Raw genomic sequence first — 24,124 nt, 5'->3', positions numbered from 1 at the left:
AACCGAAATGAAACTTGTTCGCTACGGAGCCGCAGGGTCGGAAAAGCCTGCGTTGGTCGACTCTGCGGGTCAATTGCGGGACTTGTCCGCCCATGTCACCGATATCACCGGTGAAACGCTGGGCGACGCAGTGCTGGACAGGCTGCGCGCAATTGATCCCGAAAGCTTGCCGATTGTTGAAGGGGATCCGCGGATCGGAGCTTGCGTCGGCAAGATCGGCAAGTTTCTGTGCATCGGACTGAACTACTCGGACCATGCTGCCGAAACGGGCGCGGATATTCCCAAGCATCCGATCCTGTTCTTCAAGGCAAACTCCGCCATCGTGGGGCCTTATGATGACGTTGTGATGCCGCGCGGGTCCACCCATACGGATTGGGAATGCGAGTTGGGTGTGGTGATCGGCAAAACGGCGAAATACGTCTCCAAGGCTGATGCTTTGGACTATGTCGCCGGTTATTGCATCGTCAATGATGTGTCCGAGCGGCATTTCCAGACGCAACTGACCGGACAATGGACCAAGGGGAAGTCCTGCGACACGTTCGGTCCGACCGGTCCGTGGTTGGTCACCCGCGATGAGGTTCCCGATCCTCAGGCGCTGGGCATGTCCCTGGATGTGAACGGACAGCGGATGCAGACTGGAAACACGGCGACGATGATTTTTACCGTTGCCGAGATCATCGAGCATCTGAGCCAGTTGTTCACCCTTCATCCCGGTGACGTGATTTCGACGGGCACACCGCCTGGGGTCGGCATGGGGATCAAGCCCGATCCGGTCTATTTGAAGAAGGGCGACGTGATGGAACTGAGGATCGACGGGCTGGGCACGCAGCGGCAGAAGGTCAGTCAGGATGACTGAGCTGTTGCAGATCGGCGGGATTACCGACCGGATGAAAGATCGGCTGTCCACCGCATTTGATATTCGCCAGTTGGACGATTTTGATGCCGCGCGCATCACGCATGTGGTCACGAACGGACATGACGGCGTGCCGCCCGACCTGATGGCCCAACTGACAAACCTGAAGATGATCAGCGTCTACGGGGTGGGATATGATGCAGTCGATGCAACGGCTGCTGCAGCCCGTGGAGTTGTCGTAACGCACACCCCGAATGTGCTGAACAACGAGGTCGCAACCACCGCCGTTCTGCTGATGCTGGCCTGCTACCGAGAGCTTGTGCGCGACGATGAGTACGTCCGATCGGGCCGGTGGGAAACAGAAGGCAATGCCCCTTTGACCCGATCAGCCGACAATCAGAAGGTTGGAATTCTGGGGCTTGGCCGTATCGGCCAGGCGATTGCTGACAAACTGGGGCCGTGGTCGCCCGAAATCTCCTATCACACCCGCAGTCCCAAGGATGTGCCATACCGATATTTCGACAATCTGGTCGACATGGCCAAACACGTGGATGTGCTGATTTGCATAACGCCGGGCGGGCCGTCGACCAACAAGCTGGTCAACGCCGAAGTGATGCGGGCGTTGGGGGCCGGGGGCACGCTGATCAATGTCAGCCGAGGATCTGTTGTTGACGAGGCGGCTCTGATTGAGGCGCTGCAAAGCGGTGCGCTTGGCTGGGCAGGGCTGGATGTTTTTGAGGACGAGCCCCGCGTTCCACAGGCGTTGCGCGAGTTGCCAAACGTGGTTCTGTTGCCGCATGCGGGCAGTGCTACTGTCGAAACGCGTGCCGCTATGGGTGATCTGACGGTGGACAATCTGTTGCAGCATCTCAATGACGGATCGGTTCTGACCGCCGTGCCGGAATGCAAAGATCTGTGAATTGACCGCTTAGGCGCTCAGAACCCGTTGACCCGCTCGATCAGCCAATAGAGCGATATGCACCCGATGGCATAGCCTGTCACCGGGGTGGCCAAGTGGGTCACCCAATCGGCGTTCCGTGGCGCGATAAGGCGCCACATCGCAATCAGAAGCGCGAGCACTGCGATAAAGGCAAGCTGACCGGCCTCGACGCCGATGTTGAAAGCCAGCAGCGCTGCGGGGATCTCTTGCGAGGGCAGGCCGATTTCAGCCAGAGCACCGGCAAAGCCGAGCCCGTGCAGAAGGCCGAAACTGAAGCAAACGATCCACGTGTATTGCTCGGATAACCGCAGCTCGCCCTCTTTGTGCCTCAGGATTTCCAGAGCAAGGAATACGATGGACAATGCAATGACGGGTTCGACGGGGCCGGCGGGCACGTTGAGAAACCCAAGCGTCGCCATCGCCAGCGTCAGCGAATGCGCGACTGTAAACGCGGTGATCGCACCGACCAACCGCCATGGGTTCCGCACCAGAACAAAAAGCGCAAAGACGAACAACAGGTGGTCCCAGCCTCCCAGAATGTGTTCGAAACCAAGCAGGAAGTAGCTGCCAAAAACCGACCAGATCGTAGGCTCCGCAGGGACCGTCAATTCGACCTCATCCGGCGTAAATCTGAGCGTCACGGGTTCAGCATTCAGCAGTCGAACGCGCAGCAAGACATCGTTCTGCTGACGCTCCAACCCGTCTATGGTCACAACATGGCCTGCTATTTCGGCGTCACATTCTGCAATCCAAGAAGACACCCACGCCTGGTTTTCCGCTGTTGGCTCCGGGCCATGTGCCGGAGCGCAATGGTCGGGCAGAACCGCATCGATCTCCATGGGTTGTCCGTTCACGTCGGGAACACGCCAAAGGATTCTCCAGGTGCCCGGCGCCAGTTCGTTCAGGTCCAGATAGCCGGGGTCAAGCGCGTGTGCTCGGCTGGATTGTGGAACCATGCCCAGCCAGAAAGCCAGCAGAACAAAGAAGACCGTCTTCACGAGCCGCCCTCTGCGGATTCGGGTGTCTCGACCCGGTACCGGGCGGCCAGGCTTTCGTATTGAGCTTGCGCCAGATCCTGAGCCGTCGCCCTACGCCAATCGTTCAGAACGAAATCGTAGATCTCCGCGAGCGGTGGGAGGTAGCCGGGCTTTGCCTCGGTCACGCGGACAAGATGCTGTCCGTATCCCGAGTTGATCGGGCCGATCCAGATCATCGGCTCGCTCCCGTCAAGCTGAGACGCAAACCCGCGCCCAAAGGTTGTGTCGATTGCGCCCGCGGCTGTCAGTGGCATCGACCGCGCCAGCAAGGACGAAACACCAAGGCTGGACCAATCCGCGCCACCGTTCAAAGCTTGCAGAGTGTCATCGACAACGTCCGGGTCTGGGGCATCACCCAGATAGATCTGATCAAACGCGATCATAGGGGGGGTCGTGAAGCGGTCTGCGTTCTGGGCCAGATGCTCTTGCAGAACAGCGTCTTCGGGGGCGACCGAGGACGCAATTGCGGTGGTCAGAAACTCCATTTTTTGGGCAAGGCGGGCCCGGATCACCTGATCACCACGGTCCAAACCCAGCTTTCGGGCCTCGCGCACAAGAATTTCTTCGCGGGTCCAGGAATCGATCAGGGCCTGCAACTCGGCGTCGGTGGGTTGCCGTTTCCAGCTGGCCTCGAACCGTGTTTTCAAAAGCGCGATGTCGTCGCCGTCAATTGTGATCGTTTCGGTCTCTACCGGGGGCTCGGCCTCGTCGGATACAAGATAGAACCAGCCGAAAATGGCCAGCCCGATCAGAATGAAGTGGAACAGCGGTTCTTTATAAAAGCGCATGAAAGATCTGACCTGCTGGCAATTCGATACCCGATCGTTGATCCCAACGGCCCGTCATGTCAAATCGCCGATTTCAACTTGGGGTGAAGATGTTGCAGCAACGACCCCGGCCCAAGGGCGCGGTCCCGCGCCCCCGGTTTCGGTCTTGGCTCATTCGCTCGCAGGCGTGTACCAGATCGGTGACGAATACGCCCGTTCCTGATGGATCAACTGGGCCTCGGCGGGCAGATCGATTCCAAAACGAAGCTTGTCGTACAACACCCAGCGCGGGGTCGGGATTTCCAGAACCCGCACGTAGTAGAATGCCCGCGCGTCGGGATCGAAGTCGGGATCCGTCCAAACGGTCACCAATTCCGATGCGCCGATCGAGTTGCTCCAGCTGGCGGTGTCTAGATCGACGGTATTGCCGACTTCGGGAAGGTTGCCATTGGCATCCAGCGCACGATCGTCGGACCAGGCTACGTTATAGACCTTTTCCTGAAGCGCGCCGTCGGCATCCAGCCAGCCCTTGACGACCTGAACTCGATCGAGGTTTGCACCGACGGGGTCGCGCAGCGCGCCGATCAGGAAAGTCGGTGCGCTTTCACCCTCGGGTGGACGCAGGTCACCGCCCATCGGCACGCCTTTGGTGTATCCCACATCAGCCACAAGACGAGTCAGCAGGTCGGTCTCATCGAAATCCCATCCGCCGAAGAAACGAAGCCCGATGCGAGGCCCGGTCGTGGCGTATGTCTCGCGTCGCTTGAACGCGTCGAAAATGGCCGAGCGCGTATTCTCGGACGCCCAGACTGCGGTGTAGCCCGATGCGACCAGCGTATGCCCCTCAAAGGCGCCCAGATCGCTTTCGACAAAGGGGTGCAAAACGCGCGTGGCCGACGGCTCGGCACTTACGGATTTGCCGAAATAGTTGTCTTCCTCGGCCGTGGCCAGCGACGTATGGCTGTCCGTCGCGCCGCCCATCCCGAACTTGTAGGGGTTCACGCCGAATTTTTCTTCAAGCATCAGCCCACGCTTCAGCGCCTCACGCGCATATTCGCCGGCCAGCATGTCATCAGTTTTCAGCTCGGAGATATCGAGGTTCCCGACATCCCAGTTTTCATAGTCGGCAAATGGGTCGTCAGGGCTGAGATAGGGATGGGCTTCGCCGTCACCCTTGATCTGGGTGACCTCGTAATGCGGTTCCCACTTGGCGCGGTTCTGTACGTATTCCTCATCCACCTTGCCGCCGTGATAGGTGTCTTCGGTCGGGAACATCCAGCCGTTCGACAGATTGCCGTTATGCGCGAAGGCAACGGCACGGCCTCCGGTCTTGGTCTGGTACTCCTCGAGCCACGCATAGAGTGCCTTCGGATCCGTATTCCCATAGGGCGGCTGCGTGACCGGCGGCACCATCTGCAGCGCACGGATTGGGCCATCGCGCAGCATGACGTTTCGATGCAGGTTGAATCCCTTGGGCACCGAGGTCCACTCGAAACCGATGAACGCTGTGAAATTGCCCGGGTCGTTGTGCCGTTCTGCGGCCATCACGATATGTTCCCAGGTAAACGCAAAGGCGTCCGCTCCGGGGCTGTATGATTCAAGCAGGTCTTCCGGCAGGGTCATCTGCGAGAAATTGGAAATGATGTCGAACGCCGCTATGGCAGCTTCGTCCCCGCCCGCAGAGTATCCTTCGTACCATTCCAGACCCTTGGGATGTGCCAAGACCCCTGGATTTCCGGCCTGCAGGTCCGGGGCAAACCCCATCAGGTCCGTGTGATCCGTAAGAACCATCCAATCCAGTGGGCGCGCGAGCCTTACCGGCTGTCCGGTCGACGAGATGACCTGTTGGCCTTTGGCAAATCGCCAGGCGTCATCCGGCAGCAGCGTATTCCCGAACGTTCCGGCGTCCAGTGACAACCCGGTGTGCAGGTGCGTGTCCCCCCAAAAAGGGCGCTCCGGGAATGTCCGGTTGGCATAGGGCGAGAACGGACGCTCGGCAAAGGTTCCCTCTGCGGCTTCTTTGGTCGGTACAGCGTCGGCGAGAACGCCTGCCGGGCCGAGTGTCAGTAGCATTGAGCAGACGTAGAGTCGCAGCATGAGAACCTCCCAATTCAACAGCTTCGAATTCAAAGAAACGGTTTTATGTCATAACATTCTTATATAACGATAGTATGTGAGCGGGGTCGACTGTCAATTCTGCCGGATCCAGGAAGCCAGAAAAGCCATGTACTCACGGAAGGGCGGGAGCCTTCGCTGCCGGTCCTTAAAAGTACAATCCGAAGAGTGCTGTGGCTAAGGTGCGTCCGAGATTATACGCGGTTTGGCTAAACGGCTTTCCAGAAGATCGCCCGTCTCCTCGGCGATCGGGTAGGCCACAAAGGCCAGCGCCGCGTTGATTTGCTTCAATAGGCGCAGCGTCTCCTGGTGGATATTGGTTGTCTCAATGCTGGCCGGACCCCGACTTTGCAGGCGCTTCAGGTGGCGCTCCTGCAGGTATTGTTCCTCGATCCGGATGCGATCCTTTTCGGCCACCAATTGGCGGGCCGCCTCAGCGTCGCCGGTGGTCAGAATGCTCAGAGCCAACTGGCCGTTCGTCGTGATCTGATCGTGGAATTGTTCAATGTCGGTCAGACCTTCCTTGGAAAAGGTGATGCCCTCGTCAGCCATTTTATTCGCCAGCGCCACAAGGTTGACCGCGATCCGATCGGCAGCCTCTTCAAGGTTGTTGGCCATCGACACCAGCTCGAGTGTCTTTTTCTCCTGCTGAGGTGTCAGATCGCCTTCCCGCAGACGCGAGACGTAGATTTTGATGTCAAAATGCATGCGGTCGACATCGTTCTCCCGCAGTTCGATGGTGCGGGCAAGTTCGGGGTCCCAGTTACGGAACAGGTGAATGGTCGGCACCAGCATCGCTTGAACCGTTTCAGCCATGCGCAGAAGTTCGCGCTGTGCGCAGGCCAGCGCCAGAGGCACGTGGTCCAGTGCGCTGGGGTCCAATGCGGTCACGTTGTCGGCGGTGATGCTGGCATGGCGGGGAACGAACGTGTCGGCCAACCGGATCAGCAGGTTGGTAAATGGCAGCGCAACGACCAGAAGGGCGACATTCATCGCAATGTGCAGCATCACCACCTGTTGACCGGGCGCTGTGCCGAACACGGATATGTTCAGCACGCCGGTCAGCAGCAGGGCCAGCGCCACCAAAGTGGCACAGGCCCGAGCCACCAGGTTGGCCAGGACGACCAACTTGGCCGGGCGCTCCTGCGACCAGAGCAGGGCGAATGAGATCACGGCGCCGCCGAGATTGGCACCGATGACCAGTGCGGCGGCCACCGTGCCGCCGACCAGCGCTGACGCCGCGAATGTTGCAAAGGTCAGCACCGCGGCAAGGCTGGAATGCATGAGCCACGCCAGAATTGCTCCGACCACATAAGCGCTGATCAAGTCGCTTTGAAAATATGCCGCAATGCTTTGAACGATTGGGCTGGCCCCGATTGGCACTGTGGCTTCGCGGATCATTCCAAGAGACAACAGCACCAGGGCAAAACCGATGGTGATGCGCCCGATCTGTTTCGTCCGCCGCCGTCCGGCTTTCAAAAACACCACGACCCCGACCAGCAATGCGAATGGCATCACCGCCTGGACGGGTAGGGTTAGCACCTTTGCCATCAGGGCGGATCCCACCTCTGCCCCCAGCAGCAGCGCAAGGGCTGAGGGTGGGGCGAGCATGCCCGATACCGCGAATCCGGCTCCGATCAATGCAACTGCAGTCGAGCTTTGCATCAGCATCGCTGCCATACCGCCGCCCAATGCAGCGGACATTCGGTTTTCAGACAGGATTTTAAGGCCGCGTTTCAACTCGGGCAGGAACGCTCGTTCTACTCCGGTCCGGATCAACCGGACAGACCACAAAAGCAGGGCGACGCCGGCCGCCAGATGGGTGGCCAGCACGATCATGCGTTCGATACCTTGTTTGCGCTGCGCCGTTGTATGGCCAACATTCTGCCTTCCACAATGGGGTGAGTCCGACGATCTTCATCACCAGTTTGAGGGCAATGCAACAAAATATTTGCAAAAATGAGGTAAACGCCACAAAAGTTGATTATCGTCTAGCCGGGTCAATGAGATGTCAAAGGCCAAAACACGTCAGAAACAGAGCAAGAAAGGGCGGGATCGGCTGAAAAAATCCGATCGTCGTCAACGTATCCTGCTTGAACTCAAGCTGCGCCCGCACGTGCGCATCAGTGATCTGGCCCGCAGTTTCGACGTATCCACCGAGACCGTCCGCAGAGATTTTGACGCGCTGGCCGAAGACGGCCTGATTGCGCGTGCGCACGGTGGTGCGTCGGCGCCGGTGCAAGGGCATTATCTCAGTCTGGACGAGCGCAATGCGGCCCGGGTTGCCGAACGCGAGCGGATCGGAAACGCCGCCGCTGGCCTTGTGCGTGAAGGTGAGACGGTCATGATCGACTCGGGCTCGACAACCGCACAACTGGCGCGCTCACTGGCATTTCGCGACATACGTTGCACTGTCATCACGAATTCGATTCCGGTGGCCGTGACACTGGGCGGCAGCGCGGCCGAGGTTATTGTTTGCCCCGGTGCTTATCTTGCCGCCGAGGCTGCCGTCGTTGGTTACGAAACGCTGGAGTTTCTGGGCCGTTTCAATGTCGATCGATGCATGATCGGCGCTTCGGGGTTGTCCGAGGATGGACCCAGCGAACCGATAGGTGATATCGCCGCCGTAAAACGCGCGATGCTGGGCCGTTCTGCGGAACACCATCTTCTGCTTGATGCCCAGAAGTTCAATCACAAGCAGTTGCACAAAGTGTGCGAACTGTCGGATTTGGACACGTTGATCGTCGACACGGTCCCGCCAAGCCAGTTGGCCGTGGCGCTGGGCGTATCAGATGTCGAACTGTTGATCGCCGATCCAGCGCCCGAGCAGGCTCTGGCTTGAACCGTTGGGGTCCAGCTCGGGCCGGGACCGGCAGCGCAGAGGGCTAGGTGGCGCGACTGCGTTCTAAAACCCTAGCGCTGTCTTATCGCCCAAAAGCGCAGTCCGGCCGGGATCATCCCGACCGGACTGCGTGGGTATCAGGCCTCTTGCAGTAGCCGTTCGCTGATCTCCCACAGCTTTTCAGCCGATGCGTCATCGCAGGCATGTGCGTTGACCCCGAAATATCGGGCCGTCGGGCTGTTGGGGTCGGTTGGAGCTGCAATGTCAGCGTCCTCGCAATAAACCCCGGGTTTGCCAACCAGCTTTGGCGACGTCGCCGCCCAAACCGTTGTTGACGCGCCCTGTTCGGGCGTCTTGAAACCCTCCTTGGCCAATTCGGACGGCTCGCCATCCTCGTTCAGCCAACCCAGTGCGATCATCTCTTCCTTCGGCAGGTGCCGTTGCAGAGGGGTGAAAATCCCACCGGGATGTACCGAAAACGCCAACCCGCCGGTCGCTGCCAAACGGCGGGACAGGGCGTTGGCAAACAACGCATTTGCGGTCTTTGCTTGCCCATAGGCCTGCCATTTGTCGTAGTCCGTCTTTTCGAACTGGATATCATCCCAATGGACGTCACAAATCTTGTGCGCGGTTGAGGAGAGAGCCACGACCCGCGCGCCCGGCGTTTGCTCCAAAAGCGGCAGCAGCAACTTGGTCAGGGCAAAGTGGCCCATGTGGCAGATACCGAATTGGGATTCCCAACCGGGTCCAACACGGGCCTCGGGGCACGCCATGATCCCGGCGTTGTTGATCAGCAGATCCAGGTTTTGCAAGTCGCTGGATACCGTCTTGGCAAACCGTCGGACTGATCCCAGATCCGCCAGGTCCATCGGTGCGGTCCTGATATTGCCATCCACGCTCGCCAGGCTCTCCTGCGCTTTGGCTTCCGAGCGTACGGGAACAATCACTGCGGCCCCCTTGTCGGCAAGGGCGCGGACGGTTTCGAGGCCAATACCGCTGTAGCCACCGGTTACGATTGCGGTCTTTCCGGTCAGGTCGATATTGGCCAGCACTTCGGCCGCCGTGCTTTTTGCGTGAAATCCGGAATTTGTAGGAACTTGGTCGGAGACTGCCATCAGGTATCCTTACGATTTCGGGGGCAACATCGCCCGGTTGCATCATGGATGAACCTAACCTGTCCGCTCCGGGCGGAACACAGAGCTTCCTCCTCAACTCTTGCTCGATTCTCCGAAACCCAAGAGCAAAGCGTGCAGCTCAGGTCACGTGATCCCGGGTCAGTTCTCGGGGCGGAACGCCAAATTTCTTGGCGAACTCACGGCTGAATTGGGCCGGGCTTTCATACCCAACCGCGTGTGCAACACTCGATACAGGCGTTCCCGTCTGCTGAAGCAGTTGGAAGGCCTCGGTCAGGCGCAGGTCTTTCTGGAACTGCAGCGGACTGTTGGCTGTGACCCGTTTGAAAGCGTCATAGAATACCGACGCGCTCATGCCCGAGATCGCGGCCAAGTCCGAGGCTTTGATCGTCGAGCGGTACTCTTTGCGGATATGTGCGATAGCCTTGGCGACCTGGTTGGCCTTGCTGTCCGCGCGGATGATACGGCGCAGCGCGCGCCCTTTGTCGCTGCGCAGAACCCGGAAATAAACCTCGCGGACGGCGGCGGCCCCCAGCGTTTGCTCTGCGATCGGATCTCGGCGCAAACGGAAAAGACGTGCAAATGAATCAATGACTTCCACATCGGCCTGACCGCTTTCCAAGGCCGGCCCCGCATCGTCCAGCGAGGTGCCGCCCATGTCGGTGTAGACGCCCCGCAATACGCGCATGTCGATGCCGAGATACAGGGCGATGTAGGGGTTTTCGGGCGAGGCATCCACAAGGCCCGAGACCATTGGCAGGGCGCTTCCCACGACAATGACGTCCCCTGCGTAATAGCGGACATGCTCGGTTCCGTACTGAACCGACTTGCTGCCCTGAAGCACCAGCCCGATCATGGGTTCAACGACTGAGCATGACGGGCGTTTGGATTGGCGCGTCTGCGCCAATACCATGTCCCGCACACCACAGGGCCAGAAGCCGTCATCCAATTGGGCCTCGGTAATCAGCGCCTTGGCGTCGTCAAGGAGTCTCTGCAGTTCCAATGGGATCTCTCCGGCCAGTCCGCCAAGACTACAACCTGCATTTATCCGCACAAGAGTTTCGGGTTGTTATTCGGAGAATCAGGCAAGTCCGCCGGAGAAACAGCTAGCTGAATTTCCAGAGGCGTGCGGTTGACCGTCGCTGCCGAGATTGGGGGCATCTGATCTGACCGATCGAAGCACGAACGTAACCGTGTTCGCAGCCTGATTGGTTCTGAGAGAACCCAGGCGAATTGTCGGAAGGGGCAGGCCAGCTGCTATTCTGCCGCCGAAACCTCCCACGGCGGGCGATAGATGCAATCAGCCAGTGTTGCCTGATTCAGGTCGTCAAAAAACGCCTGCTCGGCTTGCTTCAGCCGGTCTTTCAAAAGGCAGCTTGGTGTCAGAGTGCACGCACTGCCATCGGCCGAAAAACACTCAACGATTGGTTGCCCGGTCTCCAGAGTGCGCACTACGTCGCCCAAGCGGATGTCCGACGCCGGGCGAGACAGGATTGCCCCGCCGCCACCGCCGCGTCGCGTATTGAGGTAACCGGTATTGGCCAGCGCCGAAATGACCTTGGCGAGATGGGCGCGTGACACCTTGAATTCATCCGCAAGTTCGCCGGTTGAAAACGGGCGGTCCGGGCTGCCGGCCAGCCGCATCAGAATGCGGAGACCATAGTCTGTGAATGAGGTGAGGCGCATGGTCGCGTTTTCCAATCGGTATTTTTTATGCGTATTAGCAAAACAGAATGCGCAAATCAAACTCCGATTCGAGATGCTCGGGTCGTGAACCCTGAAAGCACGAACCATGACGAACTTCGATATGCACGAAGCTGATCTTGAGACAAGCGCCCTGATTGATCACATCCTCACACGGTATCACGAAACACACCGGACCGAGCTTCAGCAGCTTCAACATCTTGCTGAACGCGTGGCCTCGGTTCACCGAGACGATCCCCAAGCCCCCCGAGGGTTGGTTCGTGCGCTGACCGAACTGGCGGCCGAAATGGAAACGCACATGGTAAAAGAGGAGATCGTCCTGTTTCCCGCCATGCGTATGGGCGGCATGGAAGGAATCGAAAACCCGATCCGAGTTATGCGCGCCGATCACGATGGTCACGCCGAGAGTATCGCTCTGATCCGGCATATCACCCATGACCTGACACCGCCCGCACATGCCTGCGGGTCTTGGCGACGGCTTTACGACGGGCTGCGGAACCTTCTGGCGGATCTTGACCGGCTCATGATGCTTGAAAACCAGGTCCTGTTTCCACGGTTCGAACGGTAGAGGGGTTCAATCATGCTTCTGGCAGGTGTCGACGCAAGTGGGGCAGGCGGAACGGATCATTTGCTGGCGGCAGTTGCCGCGCGATTGCAGGAAGAAGGTCTGCGCTTGCTCGGAGCGCTGCGTGTGAACATTCCGGACACTGGCACCCAGTTTTGTGAGACAACGCTTGGACTGCTGCCGCATGGCCCCAATATCCGGATCACGCAGGATCTGGGTTCGGGCTCAGGCGCGTGTCGCATGGACGCCGGTGCGATCGAAGACGTGGTCGGCATCGCGTCCGCTCGGTTTCGAGAAGACAGTTGCGACATCGTTCTGCTGAACAAATTCGGACTCAGCGAGGCCGAGGGCCGCGGATTTCGCACGCTCATTGCCGAGGCCTTGGCGCGAGATATTCCGGTCCTGATCGGCGTGAGCAACACCCATCGCGCCGCCTTCGATCAGTTTGCCGGAGGAACCGCCAAACTCCTGCCGCCCCTTGAGGACGTTGTGGTCGAATGGTGCCGATGGTCCATCGCGCAAGGCCGAAACACGGCGGCACCGGGTTGAGCCCGCACAAATACAACAGCCAAACGGATGAGGCATTACATGCAGCATATGGTGAGCCCAACACAGACATCGAACAGGCCAAGGCCGCCGGGACAGGCAATCGTCTCGCGTTTGGCCTGTTTGGCGGTTCAGCCCATTCTCGCGCGGGTGGTCCGTAGGGTCGCGCAGGAACACCCTGCGCTATTCGCCCGGCTTGGCCCGTATCAAAGCGCCGATTTCCTGATCGACCCGATCGAGCTGCCGTTCGCGCTGCATCTGCGCCCGGATCCTCAGAACCTGAGCTTTCGCGCCGTGCCGCGGTCGATGCTGCCTGACGCCACAGCAGTTATACGAGGGCGGTTCCTGCTGCTGTTGGAACTGGTTGATGCGGAACAGGACGGCGACGCAGCCTTTTTCTCGCGCGATTTGGAGATCACAGGAGATACCGAGGCTGTCGTTCGTTTGCGCAATGCATTGGACGACATGGATGGATCCATCGCTCAGGAGGCTGCGGACATGTTCGGCCCGCCTGGTCGCGCTATCCTGTCCCAGTTGCGCCGAAATTACCAAGAAGTAGAAGGAGCGACCGCTTCATGAGCCTCGCCGAATTGATATGCCCCGCCGGAACTCCTGCTGCCCTGCGCACGGCAGTCGATGCTGGGGCCGACGCCGTCTATTGCGGCTTTCAGGACGCCACCAACGCCCGAAATTTTCCGGGGCTGAACTTCACGCCGCAGGAATTGGAGGAGGCGGTCTCCTATGCCCATGCCAAGGGCGCCAAAGTCCTTCTGGCACTCAACACTTATCCCCCGGCGGGAAAGGTCGACCTCTGGCGGCACGCTGCCGACACCGGTGCGCGGATCGGTGTTGATGCCTTTATCGTGGCTGATATGGGCGTGGCCGACTACATCGCCCGAACCCATCCACAGGTACGCTTGCACCTGTCGGTGCAGGCTGCTGCGTCGTCACCCGAGGCGATCCGCTACTACTGCGAGAATTTCGGTGTCAAACGCGTAGTCCTGCCCCGTATTCTGACCATTCCCGAGATCCGGCAGATCCGAAAAGAAATCCCCTGTGAGATCGAAACCTTCATCTTCGGAAACCACGGTCTGATGGTCGAAGGGCGCTGCAGCCTGACGAACTATCTGACCGGGCAGTCCACGAACCTCGATGGCGTCTGTTCGCCGGCGTCTGACGTGGAGTACGTGCGCGATGCCGATGGTTCGATGTCATCGAAGTTGGCTGGCTTTACCATCGACCGGTTCGGGCCAGATGAGAAGGCCGGTTATCCGACGATTTGCAAGGGCCGCTATCAGGTCGCTCATCGCCCGGACGGGTACTATGCGTTCGAGGAACCGATCAGCCTGAACCTGGCCCGACTTCTGCCCGAGTTGATCGATGCCGGTGTCCATGCGTTCAAGATCGAAGGGCGGCAAAGGTCCAAGAGTTATGTCCGGTCCGTGGTGTCTGCATTTCGAAACGCTGTCGACGATATCCGGGCGGGTCGCGAAGCGGATATCGGGAACCTCGTCGCACTGACCGAGGGTCAGAAACAGACGCAAGGCGCTTTTGCCACGAAGAAATGGCGGTGAAACGATGACGAAACTTACATTGGGCCCGATCGCCTATCACTGGTCGGCCGACCAACGCTGGGATTTCTATGCGCGTGTCGCCGACGAAGCTCCGGTGGATGAGGTCTATCTGGGCGAGGTCATCTGTTCAAAACGCGCCCCGTTCCAAGAGGCTGACCTGCCGTCCATCATCGAAAGGCTCGAACGGGCTGGCAAAAAGGTGGTTTTGTCCTCCTTGGCCGAAGTGATGCTGAAACGTGAGCGCAAGGCCACCGAAGATCTGTCTGAGATGGAGTCGCCCGAGATCGAAATCAACAACGCTGCGGGACTGTATGCACGCGGTACGCGACCGCATCGCATCGGCCCATTCATGAATGCCTATAACGAGGCCGCAATCCGCTGGATGGCGTCAAAGGGGGCGACGCATGTCTGCCTGCCCACCGAGTTGCCAGCGCCCTCGATCGCCGTCGCGGCGCGAATGGCGCGCGACATGGGCCTTGGGGTTGAAGTGCAGGTCTTTGGGCGGGCGTCGCTGGCCGTTTCGGCGCGGTGCTATCATGCGCGCTCGCACGGGCGGACAAAGGACAATTGCCAATTCGTCTGCGAAGAAGACCCCGACGGGATGCCGCTGCGTACGAGGGATGAGCAGCCGATCCTGCGCATCAACGGGATCCAGACCCAATCCGAAGGGTATCTGATCCTGCTGCAGGAGCTGCCGCAACTGGTTGCCGATGGCGTGAGCCATTTGCGGTTGATGCCGCAGGCCGTGGACATGGTCACCGTCGCCGAGGTTTACCGGGCGGTGCTGGATCAAAGCATGTCTACCGAGGCGGCCGAAGCCCGGTTGCGGCAGGTTTGTGCGGATACGCCGTTCAGCAATGGGTTCTACCACGGTCAGGCCGGCTATCGCAGGATAGCCCAGGCGTCCCTTGCATGATCGGAAACCATGCTGTCCTCGCCTCATCGGATTATGTTTCCTGCGGCGGGGGCGGCTGCCCTTCTGGGGGTGAGCGGCCTGTTTCTGGGGCAGGATTTCATCACCCATTGGTCGCCGTTGCCGGGGCTGTGGGCTTGGCATGCGCATGAGATGCTGTTCGGCTTCGTCGGCGCGGCATTTGCGGGCTATTCGCTGACGGCGATACGCAGCTGGTCGGGGGGCGAGTCTGTCTCGCCAACCGGCACATTGTTGCTGTTCGCGCTTTGGGCGATGTCCCGGTTTGCCGCCATCGGTGCGCTTGGGGGCGAACTCATGTTCATCGTCCCAACGGGCACGGCGTTCTTGCTCTTTCTCGCCGGTCGTCTCGCTTGGGCTGCACTGCGCGCGCAGGCGGTTGCCGGAGGACTGCAGGCGCTTTTCGCCCTTTTCTTGGTCATCTGCCAGCTTGCCTTTCTAACTGGGTCTGCGCCGTCCTTCTCCTCAGTTTTGCTCGTTGCACTTTTGGTTTCGGTTGTCGGCGGGCGCATGATCGCTGCATTTACATGGAATTGGACGCACCAAAGCCCAACCGCCGCGCAAGATTTTCGGTGCGCGAGGGTATTGGGAGACGCTTCGGCGGCAGCTCTGGCTTTGGCCGCGGTCCTTGTCGGGCTTGTTTCCGTCGACGATGGTCCGCTTATCGGGGTCCTGCTTGTGATCTGCGCGGGGTGCGCGGGTGGGCGTCTGTGGCTCTGGCATTCAACGGCAGTTCGACAGGATGGTCTGCTGGCGATGCTTCATATGGCCTTTGCGTGGTTGCCCGCTGGTATGTCTCTGTTGGCGGCTTCCCTGTATTTCCCCGACTTGCTGGCGGTGTCTGATGCGTTGCACGTTCTGACGGTCGGAGCGGTCAGCTGCGCGATCTATGCCGTAGCTGCCCGTGCCGTCGCGCGCCGTTGCGGCCGGCTGCGCCCCAGCGCGATCGACGGTATCGGATTTGCTTTTTTGTGCCTTGCTGCGGTTTTGCGGGCGTCCTCTGCAGACGTGCCCGCGGCCCTGGCTTGGGGAGCGTGTTGGGCCGTGTTTCTCTGGCGGCACGTCCAAACGCTAGGCCGCCCACTCGAGCGACCGGTGTTCAGCGGTCAGGCCAGCAACAGGATGGATCCTGGCGTCGCCGATCAATTGCCCTGATTGCGTGCCTCGAGCCGTTCAAGGTTCACGACGGTCGACAGCATCAGCCGGTCATGGCTCCAGTCCTGAGTCTGGCGGATCGTGGCTGCGCCCAAGGCCAGCAGAACAGCGAACAGCAGGGCCGAACCCATGAAGAGTGCCGGCAACGGTGCCGAGAACGAGGGTGCATCGGCCAGCGCGATCACGCGTTGTTTCAGAACCCGTTTGGCCTTGCCACCAGAGACCAGCGCCACGTTCAAGACCCGTGGCCGGCCCTGCGCAACGGTCCGGGCGCAATAGTCCAGCAGGCAGTCGGTATAGTCGCGCGCGTCGATCCCGCGTCGGGTGACGACGGACTGGTCGCAGGCCAGTTCGCGCAGTCGGCTGAACTGGTATTTCAACGCCCAGTAGGCAGGGTTCCAGAACAGCAGCGGTCGCACGGCCTCAAACGCAATCTCCCATTCGACGTCCCGGGCGCGAACGTGCTGCAATTCATGCGCCAGGGCAAATCGCAGTTCGCGGGGGGTGTCCAGCAGATGGCTGGGCAGAACGACATGGCGACGACGCGCCCCGCGCACGGCAAATGGAACCGTGATCCGATCGGACAAGCGAATGTCCACGTTGGCCGACCGCCGCCACAGGAAGCTGGAAACCACCGTATCGCGGATCGCCAGCGCATCCCGGACGGTGCGGACCAGCATCCGGAGGGCGGCCAGGGCCAGCAGCACCAAGGCGGCCGTCACAAGGGCGCTTTGTCCGGACAGAACCGTGTCGACCCAACGTTCGCGCGTGTTCAGCAGGGCTTCGAATTGTGTGGCCGGCATCGCGATTTCACCGCGCAAATACGCCGCTACCGCAATATCACCGATGGAAACGGCCTGACCCGGCCAGAAAAAACCGGCTGCTGCCGTGACCCCAAGGGCCAGAACAGGGCTGAGCATGACGCAGAAGCACAGAACCTTCAGCACGCGCAGCTGTGTCATGTAGTCGTGCCGCAGGCGCGTTCGGGCTACGGCCATGCGGGCGCCCAACCAGATAAGTGCCGAAAGAACCAGCACCACGTTCAGGTCGAGAAATACATCGAGAACCGGTTTAACCGCTGTCATTTTGCAGTCTCCTCTCTACCAGTGCTCGAATTTCCTCCAGATCAGCTTCGGTCAGGCCGGCGTCGTCGACAAGTCGTGCCACCAGCGAGGCCGGGGTGTCATCGAACAACGTGCGGGACAGGTTCTGCAGCGACCGCGCCTGATAAGTGTCCTTCTCAAGCAGCGGCCGGTAGATCAGGGTTTTGCCGTCCTTGCGGCTCTGGACAAATCCCTTTTCATCCAGGATGCGCAGGATCGTCGCGCCCGAGGTGTAGGCCAGGTTCCGCTCGGGCGGCAGCCGGTCCAGCACGTCGCGCACCGAGCCTTCGCCAAGTGCCCAGAGCTCGTTCATGAACTCCAGTTCGACCTCGGTCAGCAGATTTCCTGTCTTTCTCTTTCGCATCGGTCTCGGTGTCACCATTTTGCCTGTTATGCTCGCCAGACAAGCATCCTTTCACGGTTACGCAAAGCCTAAACTTTCCAGAAAACGAAAATGCCCCAGCCGATCGACAGGAAAAGCGGGGTCCAGACCGGTTGGCCGACCAGCCCCAGCCAGGCCAGAAAGATATAGGCCGAGCCCAGCAGGGTGATGAACAGCCGGTCGCCCAACGTGGTGGTCAGGCCCAGCACGCCCCGGCGTTCGATCCCGTCGCGAAACTTGACCACCTCGAGCACGCCGATCAGGGCGATGGCCGAGAAGATGCCCACGAAAACCGCCAGCGTTGCCGGGGTCCAGGCCATCCAGAAGTCGGGCCACAGCGGGTCGGTCCAGGAAAAGCCCTTGGGTTCTTCCTGACCGACATTGCCCCAGCCGGCCTTGGCTTGCGCCAGTGCCGGGGAAGGGGCGAACAGGGAGAGGGAGAGAAGGAGTTTGCGCATGTCGAACCTCATACACGTCCCATCGCGAAACCGCGCGCGATGTAGTTGCGGACAAACCAGATGACGATGGCGCCGGGGATGATGGTCAGGGTGCCGGCGGCGGCCAGCAGACCCAGCTCGTAGCCTGCGCTGGACGCGGTGCGGGTCATCACGGCGGCGATGGGTTTGGCCTCAACCGCTGTCAGGGTCTTGGCCAGCAGCATTTCCACCCACGAGAACATGAAGCAGAAGAACGCCGCCACGCCCACGCCCGCCTTGATGTTGGGCAGGAAGATCGTGACGAAGAACCGGGGGAAGGAATAGCCGTCGACATAGGCGGTTTCATCCAGCTCTTTCGGGATGCCGCGCATGAAGCCTTCCAGGATCCACACCGCCAGCGGCACGTTGAACAGAGTGTGCGCCAGTGCCACCGCCAGATAGGTGTCGAACAGATGGATCGACGAATACAGCTGGAAGAAGGGCAGGGCGAACACGGCCGCCGGGGCCATGCGGTTGGTCAGCAGCCAGAAGAACAGCTGCTTGTCGCCCAGGAACCTATAGCGCGAGAACGCGTAGGCCGCGGGCAAGGCCACGCAGACCGACAGGATCGTGTTCAACGTCACATACGTGATCGAGTTGATATAGCCCCAATACCACGTCGGATCGGTGAAGATGGTGATGTAATTCTCCAGCGTAAAAGTCTGGGGAAACAGGGAAAAGCCTGACAGGATCTCGTTCGTGGTCTTGAAGGACATCGCCACCAGCCAATAGATCGGCAGCATCAGGAACGCGATATATAGGATCGGGATGAGAGACCGCTTCTTCATTGCGCGTCATCCTTTGTCATGAGGGTGTAGAAGACCCAGGAAACCAGCAGAGTGATGGCGAAATAGATCAGGCTCATCGCGGCCGCGGGGCCGAGGTCGAACTGTCCCAGTGCGATCTTCACCAGGTCGATCGACAGCAGGGTGGTCGAGTTGCCGGGGCCGCCCCCGGTCAGAACGAACGGTTCGGTGTAGATGTTGAAACTGTCCATGAACCGCAGCAGAACCGCGATGGTCAGAACCGTCTTCATTTTGGGCAGCTGGATATAGCGGAACACCGACCAGGGGCTTGCACCATCGATCTTGGCCGCCTGGTAATAGGCGTCGGGGATCGACACCAGACCGGCATAGCACAGCAGCACCACCAGCGAGGTCCAGTGCCAGACATCCATCACCACGATGGTGATCCAGGCCGACAGCGGCTGTTGGGTCATGTCATAGTTGATGCCCAGTACGTCGTTCAGGAAATACCCCAGCAGGCCGATCTTTGGCAGGGTGAAAATGTTCCACATCGAGCCGACCACGTTCCACGGGATCAGCATCGGCAGGGCCATCAGGACCAGGCAGACCGGCACCCAGAATCCCTTGCGCGGCATCGACAGGGCCACGATGATGCCCAGTGGCACCTCGATCATCAGGATCAGCGCGGTGAACAGGAACTGCCGCCCCAGCGCCGCCTGGAAGCGGTCAGACCGCAGGATCTGTTCGAACCAGCCCAGCCCTTCCCAGAAGAACTGGTTGTTGCCAAAGGTTTCCTGCACCGAATAGTTGACCACCGTCATCATCGGCACAAGCGCGTTGAAGGCGACCAGCGCCAGCACCGGCAGGACAAAGAACCACGCTTTCTGGTTTTCCGTTCTCATCGGACGCGCTCCTCGGTTGCGATCCAGCCGTCGCGATAGACGCGCGTCTGTTCAGGTTTGAATTGCAGAAAGACTTGCGATCCGGGCTCGGGGGGCGCGTGTTCGGTCACCGCCTTCAGTGCGGTGTTGCCGACCATGGCACTGACCACAAAATGCCGGCCGATATCGGCCACCTTGGTGACATGGGCCGGAATGCCCTCGGCGCCAAAGCCCACATATTCGGGCCGGATGCCCAGATCTGTGCGGCCGCCACTGCCGCTGACCGGACCTTCCAGCACCACCTCGTGCCCTTCGAACAGGGCGCGATCGCCCCGCGCCTCGCAGGGCAGTACGTTCATGCCGGGCGAGCCGATGAAATGGCCCACGAATGTGTGCTGAGGGCGCTCGAACAGCTCGACCGGGGTGCCGATCTGGACCACTTCGCCTTCCTGCATCACCACCACCTCGTCGGCGAAGGTCAGCGCTTCGGTCTGGTCGTGGGTGACATAGATCATCGTCGCCTTGACGCGCTGGTGCAGCTCTTTCAGTTTGGACCGCAGCTTCCATTTCAGATGCGGGTCGATCACGGTCAGCGGCTCGTCGAACATTACCGCGTTCACGTCGTCGCGGACCAGACCGCGACCCATCGAGATTTTCTGCTTGTTGTCGGGGCTGAGGCCGCTGGCGCGGGTGTTCAGCATGTCAGTGACATCCAGCATCTCGGCGATTTCGTCGACGCGGCGCTTGATCGTCGCCGGATCGACGCCGCGGTTCTTCAGCGGAAAAGCCAGGTTTTCGCCCACGGTCATCGTGTCGTAGATCACCGGAAACTGGAACACCTGTGCGATGTTGCGTTGATCGGGGGGCAGGGCGGTCACGTCACGGTCACCGAACAGGATCTGCCCTTCGGACGGGGTCAACAGGCCCGAGATGATGTTCAGCAGCGTGGACTTGCCGCAGCCCGACGGCCCCAACAGCGCATAGGCCCCGCCATCACGCCAGGTCACGTCGATTTCCTTCAGCGCATAGTCCTGCGGGCCTTGCGGCGACGGCATGTAGCTGTGTTTGAGGTTGGAAAGCTTGATCTGCGCCATGTCAGGCCACCCTTTTGCCGTCTTGGCCGAAATACCGGCAATGGGCCGGGTTCATGTAGAATGTGTGGTCCTCGCCCACCTGATAGGGGTGGACCCCGGCGGCCAGCGAGACCCAGGCGTCCTCGCCATGTTGGAAATGCGCGCTGGAGTCGGACCCGGACAGCTCGGTCACGATCACGCGGCCGGTCAGTTCGACGTCGTCGTCAGAAGCCTTGAGCGGAGTGACCCTGTGCGGACGCACCGCGACCATGTATTCGCCATCGGCAATCCCGGTCACAGTCCATCCGCCTCCACCGGCCAGGCGCGCTTGGGCACCGGCGACCGTGACACGTGCCACGTTGATCGGGGGGTCCGAGAACACCCGCGCGGCGGCGAGGTTTTCGGGATTGCGATAGATGTCGGCCGTCGGGCCGAACTGGGTCACGCGGCCGTCCTCCATCAAGGCGGTATAGCCGCCCAGCAGCAGCGCCTCTTCGGGTTCGGACGTAGCATAGACCACCACGGCGCCGCGCCCGGCGAACAGCTCGGGCAGTTGTTCGCGCAGTTCCTCGCGCAGCTTGTAGTCCAGATTGGCCAGCGGCTCGTCCAGGAACACGGCGCGGCTGTCCTTTGCGATGGCGCGGGCCAGTGCGGTGCGCTGCTGTTGGCCGCCCGACAGTTCATGCGGACGACGGTGCAGCATCGGGCGCAGTTGCAGCAGGTCGGCGGCTTCTTCCACGCGGCCTTCGATCTCAGATTGCGCCATTCCGGCAACGCGCAGGGGCGAGGCGATGTTGTCGAATACGGTCATATGCGGGTAGTTCACGAAGAACTGGTGCACGAGGCTGATTTTTCGCTTCTGCGTATTCTGCCGTGTGACGTCCTGCCCATCCATCAGGACCTTGCCCGAAGCGATCGGGTCCAACCCGGCCATCATCTTGATCAGAGAGGTCTTGCCCGACCCGGTCGCGCCCAGCAGCACGTTGAAATTGCCGGTCTGCAGCGTCAGGGACGTGGGTTTGATATGGGTAACGGTGCCGACCCGCTTGGTTGCGTTTTGTAGTTCGATCATGTCCGTGGGTTCCGATCCCGCAGCGCGTGGCAACGCTGTTTGGTCGTGGTTGGTAAGGGGCGCCGGTACCGGCGCCCCCCGGGGAGTAGTGGCTTACTGGGACTGCCAGCGTGCCACCAGTTCCTCGTAGTTGACGGTCTGGCCTTGCGGCTTCTCGTTCTCCAGCTTGGCTTTAGGCGCGCCCGGCTTCTCCAGCCAGAAGGCCGGATCCTGCGGTTCGTTCAGGCGCGGACCACAGCCGCCGTAGACGCCGGCGCTTTCATCCGCGGCCTGCATGCGGGCCATGGTGATGTCCATCTCTTCAGCCAGACGGTCCATCGCCTCTTGCGGGGTGAAGGCGCCCGAGTTCACGTCACCGATCTGCTGCCACCAGATTTGGGCCAGCTTCGGATAGTCGGGAACGTTGATGCCGGTCGGCGACCACGCCACACGGTCGGGCGAGCGGTAGAACTCGACCAGGCCACCCAGCTTGGGTGCGCGTTCGGTGAACGACTCGTGGTTGACCGAGCTGTCGCGGATGAAGGTCAGACCCACGTGGGACTTTTTCACATCGACAGTCTTGGACGTCACGAACTGAGCATACAGCCACGCGGCCTGCGCCCGATCCGACGGGGTGGACTTCAGGAAGGTCCACGATCCTACATCCTGATAGCCAACCTTCTGGCCTTCTTCCCAATAGGGGCCATGCGGGCTGGGTGCCATCCGCCACAGCGGGTTGCCCTCATCATCGACAGTGTTGTTGCCTTCGGACTTGGGCTTGACCATGTCGGCGGTAAAGGCTGTGTACCAGAAGATCTGCTGGGCCACGTTGCCTTGCGACAGGGCGGGCAGCGACTGGTAGAAGTCATAGGACGCCGCACCCGGAGGCGCATAGGCCCGCAGCCACTCGTCCCATTTGCGGATCGCGTAAACGGCCGCTGGGCCGTTTGCGGCACCACCCCGCGACACCGAGGCGCCGACCGGGTTACAGGTGCCCGCTTCCATGCGGATGCCCCATTCGTCGACCGGCACACCGTTCGGCTCGCCCTTGTCGCCGGCACCGGCCATCGACAGCCATGCGTCGGTCATCCGCCAGCCAAGGTCAGGCGCGCGCTTGCCGTAGTCCATGTGGCCGTAGATCGCGACACCGTCCACTTCCTTCACGTCATTGGTGAAGAATTCGGCGATATCCTCGTAGGCAGACCAGTTGACCGGTACGCCCAGATCATAGCCGTATTTTTCCTTGAATGCGGCCTTGTTGGCTTCGTCATCGAACCAGTCCTTGCGGAACCAGTACAGGTTGGCGAATTGCTGGTCGGGCAGCTGGTACAGCTTGCCGTCGGGACCGGTGGTGAACTGGATGCCCATGAAGTCATCCAGGTCCAGCGTCGGCGAGGTTGTCGCCGCCCAATCACCCGCCATCATGTCCGACAGGGGATAGGCCAACTGCAGGCGCGAGTGCGTACCGATCAAGTCACTGTCGTTGACATAGCCGTCATACAGGTTCCGTCCGGTCTGCATTTGCGTCTGAACGGCCTGAACGACCTCACCTTCACCCAGGATCTGGTGGTTGACCTTGATGCCGGTGATTTCCTCGAACGCCTTCGTCAGAACTTCGGATTCATACGAGTGGGTCGGGATACCTTCGGATAGAACGTTGATCTCCATCCCGGCATACGGTTCGGCAGCCTTGATGAACCACTGCATTTCCGCCATCTGCTCGTCTTTCGACAAGGTGGATGGCTGGAATTCATCGTCGACCCAGCGCTGTGCTGCGGCTTCGTCGGCCCAAACAGGACCGTGCCCCGCAATGACGGCAGCCGCCGCCACTGCGGACAAAAGATGTTTCCGCATCTTTCTCCTCCCAAAATTTATGGTTCTCCGGCGCAAACCGGATGACGAACAGCATCAGCGATTTTTCGCGAGTCTGTCAAACTAAAAAATTAGTAAATGGCGAAAATGGCCTGTTCGACCCAACGCATACAGTTACTATAGCCTTGAAAATATATGGTTTTTAACCCACTCGACGTGGCGTCATAAGCCAGGCGAAAAGAGCATGCCAATGACCCTTCACTATGGGTTTTTCAGCGACACCGCTCCGTCGATTTGCAAATTTCGATGCAGAAAGTCGCCGCAGTGGTAGCGCTGGATTAGCGTTTCTCGGGGGTGAAAATGGCAGCCCGTAGGGGAATCGAACCCCTCTTTCCAGGTTGAAAACCTGGCGTCCTAACCGATAGACGAACGGGCCAC

General features: G+C 60.2%; 24 protein-coding genes and 1 tRNA gene. 9 read left to right on the top strand and 16 right to left on the bottom strand.

Annotated features, from left to right (window positions below):
* Window positions 1-7 precede the first annotated feature (7 nt).
* Both AC2FNZ_RS09175 and AC2FNZ_RS09170 read left to right on the top strand, forming a co-directional pair.
* Window positions 8-856 (top strand): fumarylacetoacetate hydrolase family protein, encoded by an 849-nt coding sequence (locus tag AC2FNZ_RS09175; RefSeq protein WP_093961722.1) that lies wholly within the window; start codon window positions 8-10, stop codon window positions 854-856.
* On the top strand, window positions 849-1,772 hold the full coding sequence (locus tag AC2FNZ_RS09170; protein ID WP_093961723.1) for a 2-hydroxyacid dehydrogenase: 924 nt from the start codon (window positions 849-851) through the stop codon (window positions 1,770-1,772). The genes AC2FNZ_RS09175 and AC2FNZ_RS09170 overlap by 8 nt, the downstream gene beginning before the upstream one ends.
* Window positions 1,773-1,789: 17 nt before the next feature.
* Here AC2FNZ_RS09170 and AC2FNZ_RS09165 read toward each other — a convergent pair whose 3' ends face one another.
* The 4 genes from AC2FNZ_RS09165 to AC2FNZ_RS09150 form a co-directional block, all read right to left on the bottom strand.
* On the bottom strand, window positions 1,790-2,791 hold the full coding sequence (locus tag AC2FNZ_RS09165) for a HupE/UreJ family protein (protein WP_496840304.1): 1,002 nt from the start codon (window positions 2,789-2,791) through the stop codon (window positions 1,790-1,792).
* Window positions 2,788-3,618 carry a peptidyl-prolyl cis-trans isomerase gene (locus AC2FNZ_RS09160; protein WP_496840302.1) on the bottom strand — a complete coding sequence of 277 codons (831 nt, stop codon included), beginning with the start codon at window positions 3,616-3,618 and terminating at the stop codon, window positions 2,788-2,790. The genes AC2FNZ_RS09165 and AC2FNZ_RS09160 overlap by 4 nt, the downstream gene beginning before the upstream one ends.
* Window positions 3,619-3,768: 150 nt before the next feature.
* Window positions 3,769-5,694 (bottom strand): DUF3604 domain-containing protein, encoded by a 1,926-nt coding sequence (locus AC2FNZ_RS09155; protein WP_496840301.1) that lies wholly within the window; start codon window positions 5,692-5,694, stop codon window positions 3,769-3,771.
* A 195-nt stretch (window positions 5,695-5,889) separates the two neighbouring features.
* Window positions 5,890-7,551 (bottom strand): Na/Pi cotransporter family protein, encoded by a 1,662-nt coding sequence (locus AC2FNZ_RS09150; protein WP_496840299.1) that lies wholly within the window; start codon window positions 7,549-7,551, stop codon window positions 5,890-5,892.
* Between the two features lie 169 nt (window positions 7,552-7,720).
* Between AC2FNZ_RS09150 and AC2FNZ_RS09145 the strand changes: the two genes are divergently transcribed.
* Window positions 7,721-8,554, top strand: coding sequence for a DeoR/GlpR family DNA-binding transcription regulator (locus AC2FNZ_RS09145; RefSeq protein WP_496840298.1), 834 nt, complete (start codon window positions 7,721-7,723; stop codon window positions 8,552-8,554).
* A 137-nt stretch (window positions 8,555-8,691) separates the two neighbouring features.
* Here the strand turns inward: AC2FNZ_RS09145 and AC2FNZ_RS09140 are convergent, their stop codons facing one another.
* The 3 genes from AC2FNZ_RS09140 to AC2FNZ_RS09130 form a co-directional block, all read right to left on the bottom strand.
* Window positions 8,692-9,669 (bottom strand): oxidoreductase, encoded by a 978-nt coding sequence (locus AC2FNZ_RS09140; RefSeq protein WP_496840297.1) that lies wholly within the window; start codon window positions 9,667-9,669, stop codon window positions 8,692-8,694.
* Between the two features lie 139 nt (window positions 9,670-9,808).
* Entirely contained in the window at window positions 9,809-10,690 is an 882-nt protein-coding gene (locus tag AC2FNZ_RS09135; RefSeq protein ID WP_496840295.1) for an AraC family transcriptional regulator, read from the bottom strand.
* Between the two features lie 254 nt (window positions 10,691-10,944).
* Window positions 10,945-11,481, bottom strand: coding sequence for an RrF2 family transcriptional regulator (locus tag AC2FNZ_RS09130; protein WP_496840294.1), 537 nt, complete (start codon window positions 11,479-11,481; stop codon window positions 10,945-10,947).
* On the opposite strand from AC2FNZ_RS09130, the gene AC2FNZ_RS09125 reads away from it, so the two are divergent.
* The 6 genes from AC2FNZ_RS09125 to AC2FNZ_RS09100 are packed head-to-tail and all read left to right on the top strand — an operon-like array spanning window position 11,480 to window position 16,162.
* Complete coding sequence (locus AC2FNZ_RS09125) at window positions 11,480-11,959, top strand: hemerythrin domain-containing protein (RefSeq protein ID WP_496840293.1); 480 nt, start codon at window positions 11,480-11,482, stop codon at window positions 11,957-11,959. The genes AC2FNZ_RS09130 and AC2FNZ_RS09125 overlap by 2 nt on opposite strands.
* 12 nt (window positions 11,960-11,971) lie before the next feature.
* The gene (locus AC2FNZ_RS09120; protein ID WP_496840291.1) at window positions 11,972-12,505 is read left to right on the top strand and encodes a DUF2478 domain-containing protein; all 534 of its coding nucleotides are present in this window, start codon (window positions 11,972-11,974) and stop codon (window positions 12,503-12,505) included.
* Between the two features lie 39 nt (window positions 12,506-12,544).
* Window positions 12,545-13,081 carry a ubiquinone anaerobic biosynthesis accessory factor UbiT gene (gene ubiT / locus AC2FNZ_RS09115; RefSeq protein ID WP_496840289.1) on the top strand — a complete coding sequence of 179 codons (537 nt, stop codon included), beginning with the start codon at window positions 12,545-12,547 and terminating at the stop codon, window positions 13,079-13,081.
* Window positions 13,078-14,076, top strand: a complete 999-nt coding sequence (ubiU, locus tag AC2FNZ_RS09110) for a ubiquinone anaerobic biosynthesis protein UbiU (protein ID WP_496840287.1) — start codon at window positions 13,078-13,080, stop codon at window positions 14,074-14,076. Before ubiT ends, ubiU begins: the two co-directional genes overlap by 4 nt.
* A 4-nt stretch (window positions 14,077-14,080) precedes the next feature.
* Entirely contained in the window at window positions 14,081-14,992 is a 912-nt protein-coding gene (ubiV, locus tag AC2FNZ_RS09105; protein WP_496840286.1) for a ubiquinone anaerobic biosynthesis protein UbiV, read from the top strand.
* 9 nt (window positions 14,993-15,001) lie between these two features.
* Window positions 15,002-16,162, top strand: coding sequence for an NnrS family protein (locus AC2FNZ_RS09100; protein ID WP_496840285.1), 1,161 nt, complete (start codon window positions 15,002-15,004; stop codon window positions 16,160-16,162).
* On the opposite strand, the gene AC2FNZ_RS09095 is transcribed toward AC2FNZ_RS09100, so the two are convergent.
* From AC2FNZ_RS09095 to AC2FNZ_RS09055, 9 genes are all read right to left on the bottom strand, one after another.
* Window positions 16,150-17,247, bottom strand: coding sequence for a M56 family metallopeptidase (locus AC2FNZ_RS09095; protein WP_496840284.1), 1,098 nt, complete (start codon window positions 17,245-17,247; stop codon window positions 16,150-16,152). The genes AC2FNZ_RS09100 and AC2FNZ_RS09095 overlap by 13 nt on opposite strands.
* Window positions 17,234-17,629, bottom strand: a complete 396-nt coding sequence (locus AC2FNZ_RS09090; RefSeq protein ID WP_005983946.1) for a BlaI/MecI/CopY family transcriptional regulator — start codon at window positions 17,627-17,629, stop codon at window positions 17,234-17,236. The genes AC2FNZ_RS09095 and AC2FNZ_RS09090 overlap by 14 nt, the downstream gene beginning before the upstream one ends.
* Before the next feature lie 68 nt (window positions 17,630-17,697).
* On the bottom strand, window positions 17,698-17,967 hold the full coding sequence (locus AC2FNZ_RS09085) for a DUF2160 domain-containing protein (protein WP_370797609.1): 270 nt from the start codon (window positions 17,965-17,967) through the stop codon (window positions 17,698-17,700).
* A 146-nt stretch (window positions 17,968-18,113) separates the two neighbouring features.
* On the bottom strand, window positions 18,114-18,911 hold the full coding sequence (locus AC2FNZ_RS09080; protein WP_093961735.1) for a carbohydrate ABC transporter permease: 798 nt from the start codon (window positions 18,909-18,911) through the stop codon (window positions 18,114-18,116).
* On the bottom strand, window positions 18,908-19,771 hold the full coding sequence (locus AC2FNZ_RS09075; protein ID WP_005983941.1) for a carbohydrate ABC transporter permease: 864 nt from the start codon (window positions 19,769-19,771) through the stop codon (window positions 18,908-18,910). Before AC2FNZ_RS09075 ends, AC2FNZ_RS09080 begins: the two co-directional genes overlap by 4 nt.
* Window positions 19,768-20,844 (bottom strand): ABC transporter ATP-binding protein, encoded by a 1,077-nt coding sequence (locus AC2FNZ_RS09070; protein WP_496840282.1) that lies wholly within the window; start codon window positions 20,842-20,844, stop codon window positions 19,768-19,770. Before AC2FNZ_RS09070 ends, AC2FNZ_RS09075 begins: the two co-directional genes overlap by 4 nt.
* 1 nt (window position 20,845) lies before the next feature.
* The gene (locus AC2FNZ_RS09065) at window positions 20,846-21,895 is read right to left on the bottom strand and encodes an ABC transporter ATP-binding protein (protein WP_496840280.1); all 1,050 of its coding nucleotides are present in this window, start codon (window positions 21,893-21,895) and stop codon (window positions 20,846-20,848) included.
* A 93-nt stretch (window positions 21,896-21,988) separates the two neighbouring features.
* Window positions 21,989-23,728, bottom strand: a complete 1,740-nt coding sequence (locus tag AC2FNZ_RS09060; RefSeq protein ID WP_093961738.1) for an ABC transporter substrate-binding protein — start codon at window positions 23,726-23,728, stop codon at window positions 21,989-21,991.
* Window positions 23,729-24,047: 319 nt separating this feature from the next.
* Window positions 24,048-24,122 (bottom strand) — tRNA-Glu (locus tag AC2FNZ_RS09055).
* Between the last annotated feature and the right edge of the window lie 2 nt (window positions 24,123-24,124).

The sequence above is a fragment of the Ruegeria sp. SAZA006 genome, assembly GCF_059613465.1.
This window is presented reverse-complemented; position numbering and strand designations above follow the sequence as displayed.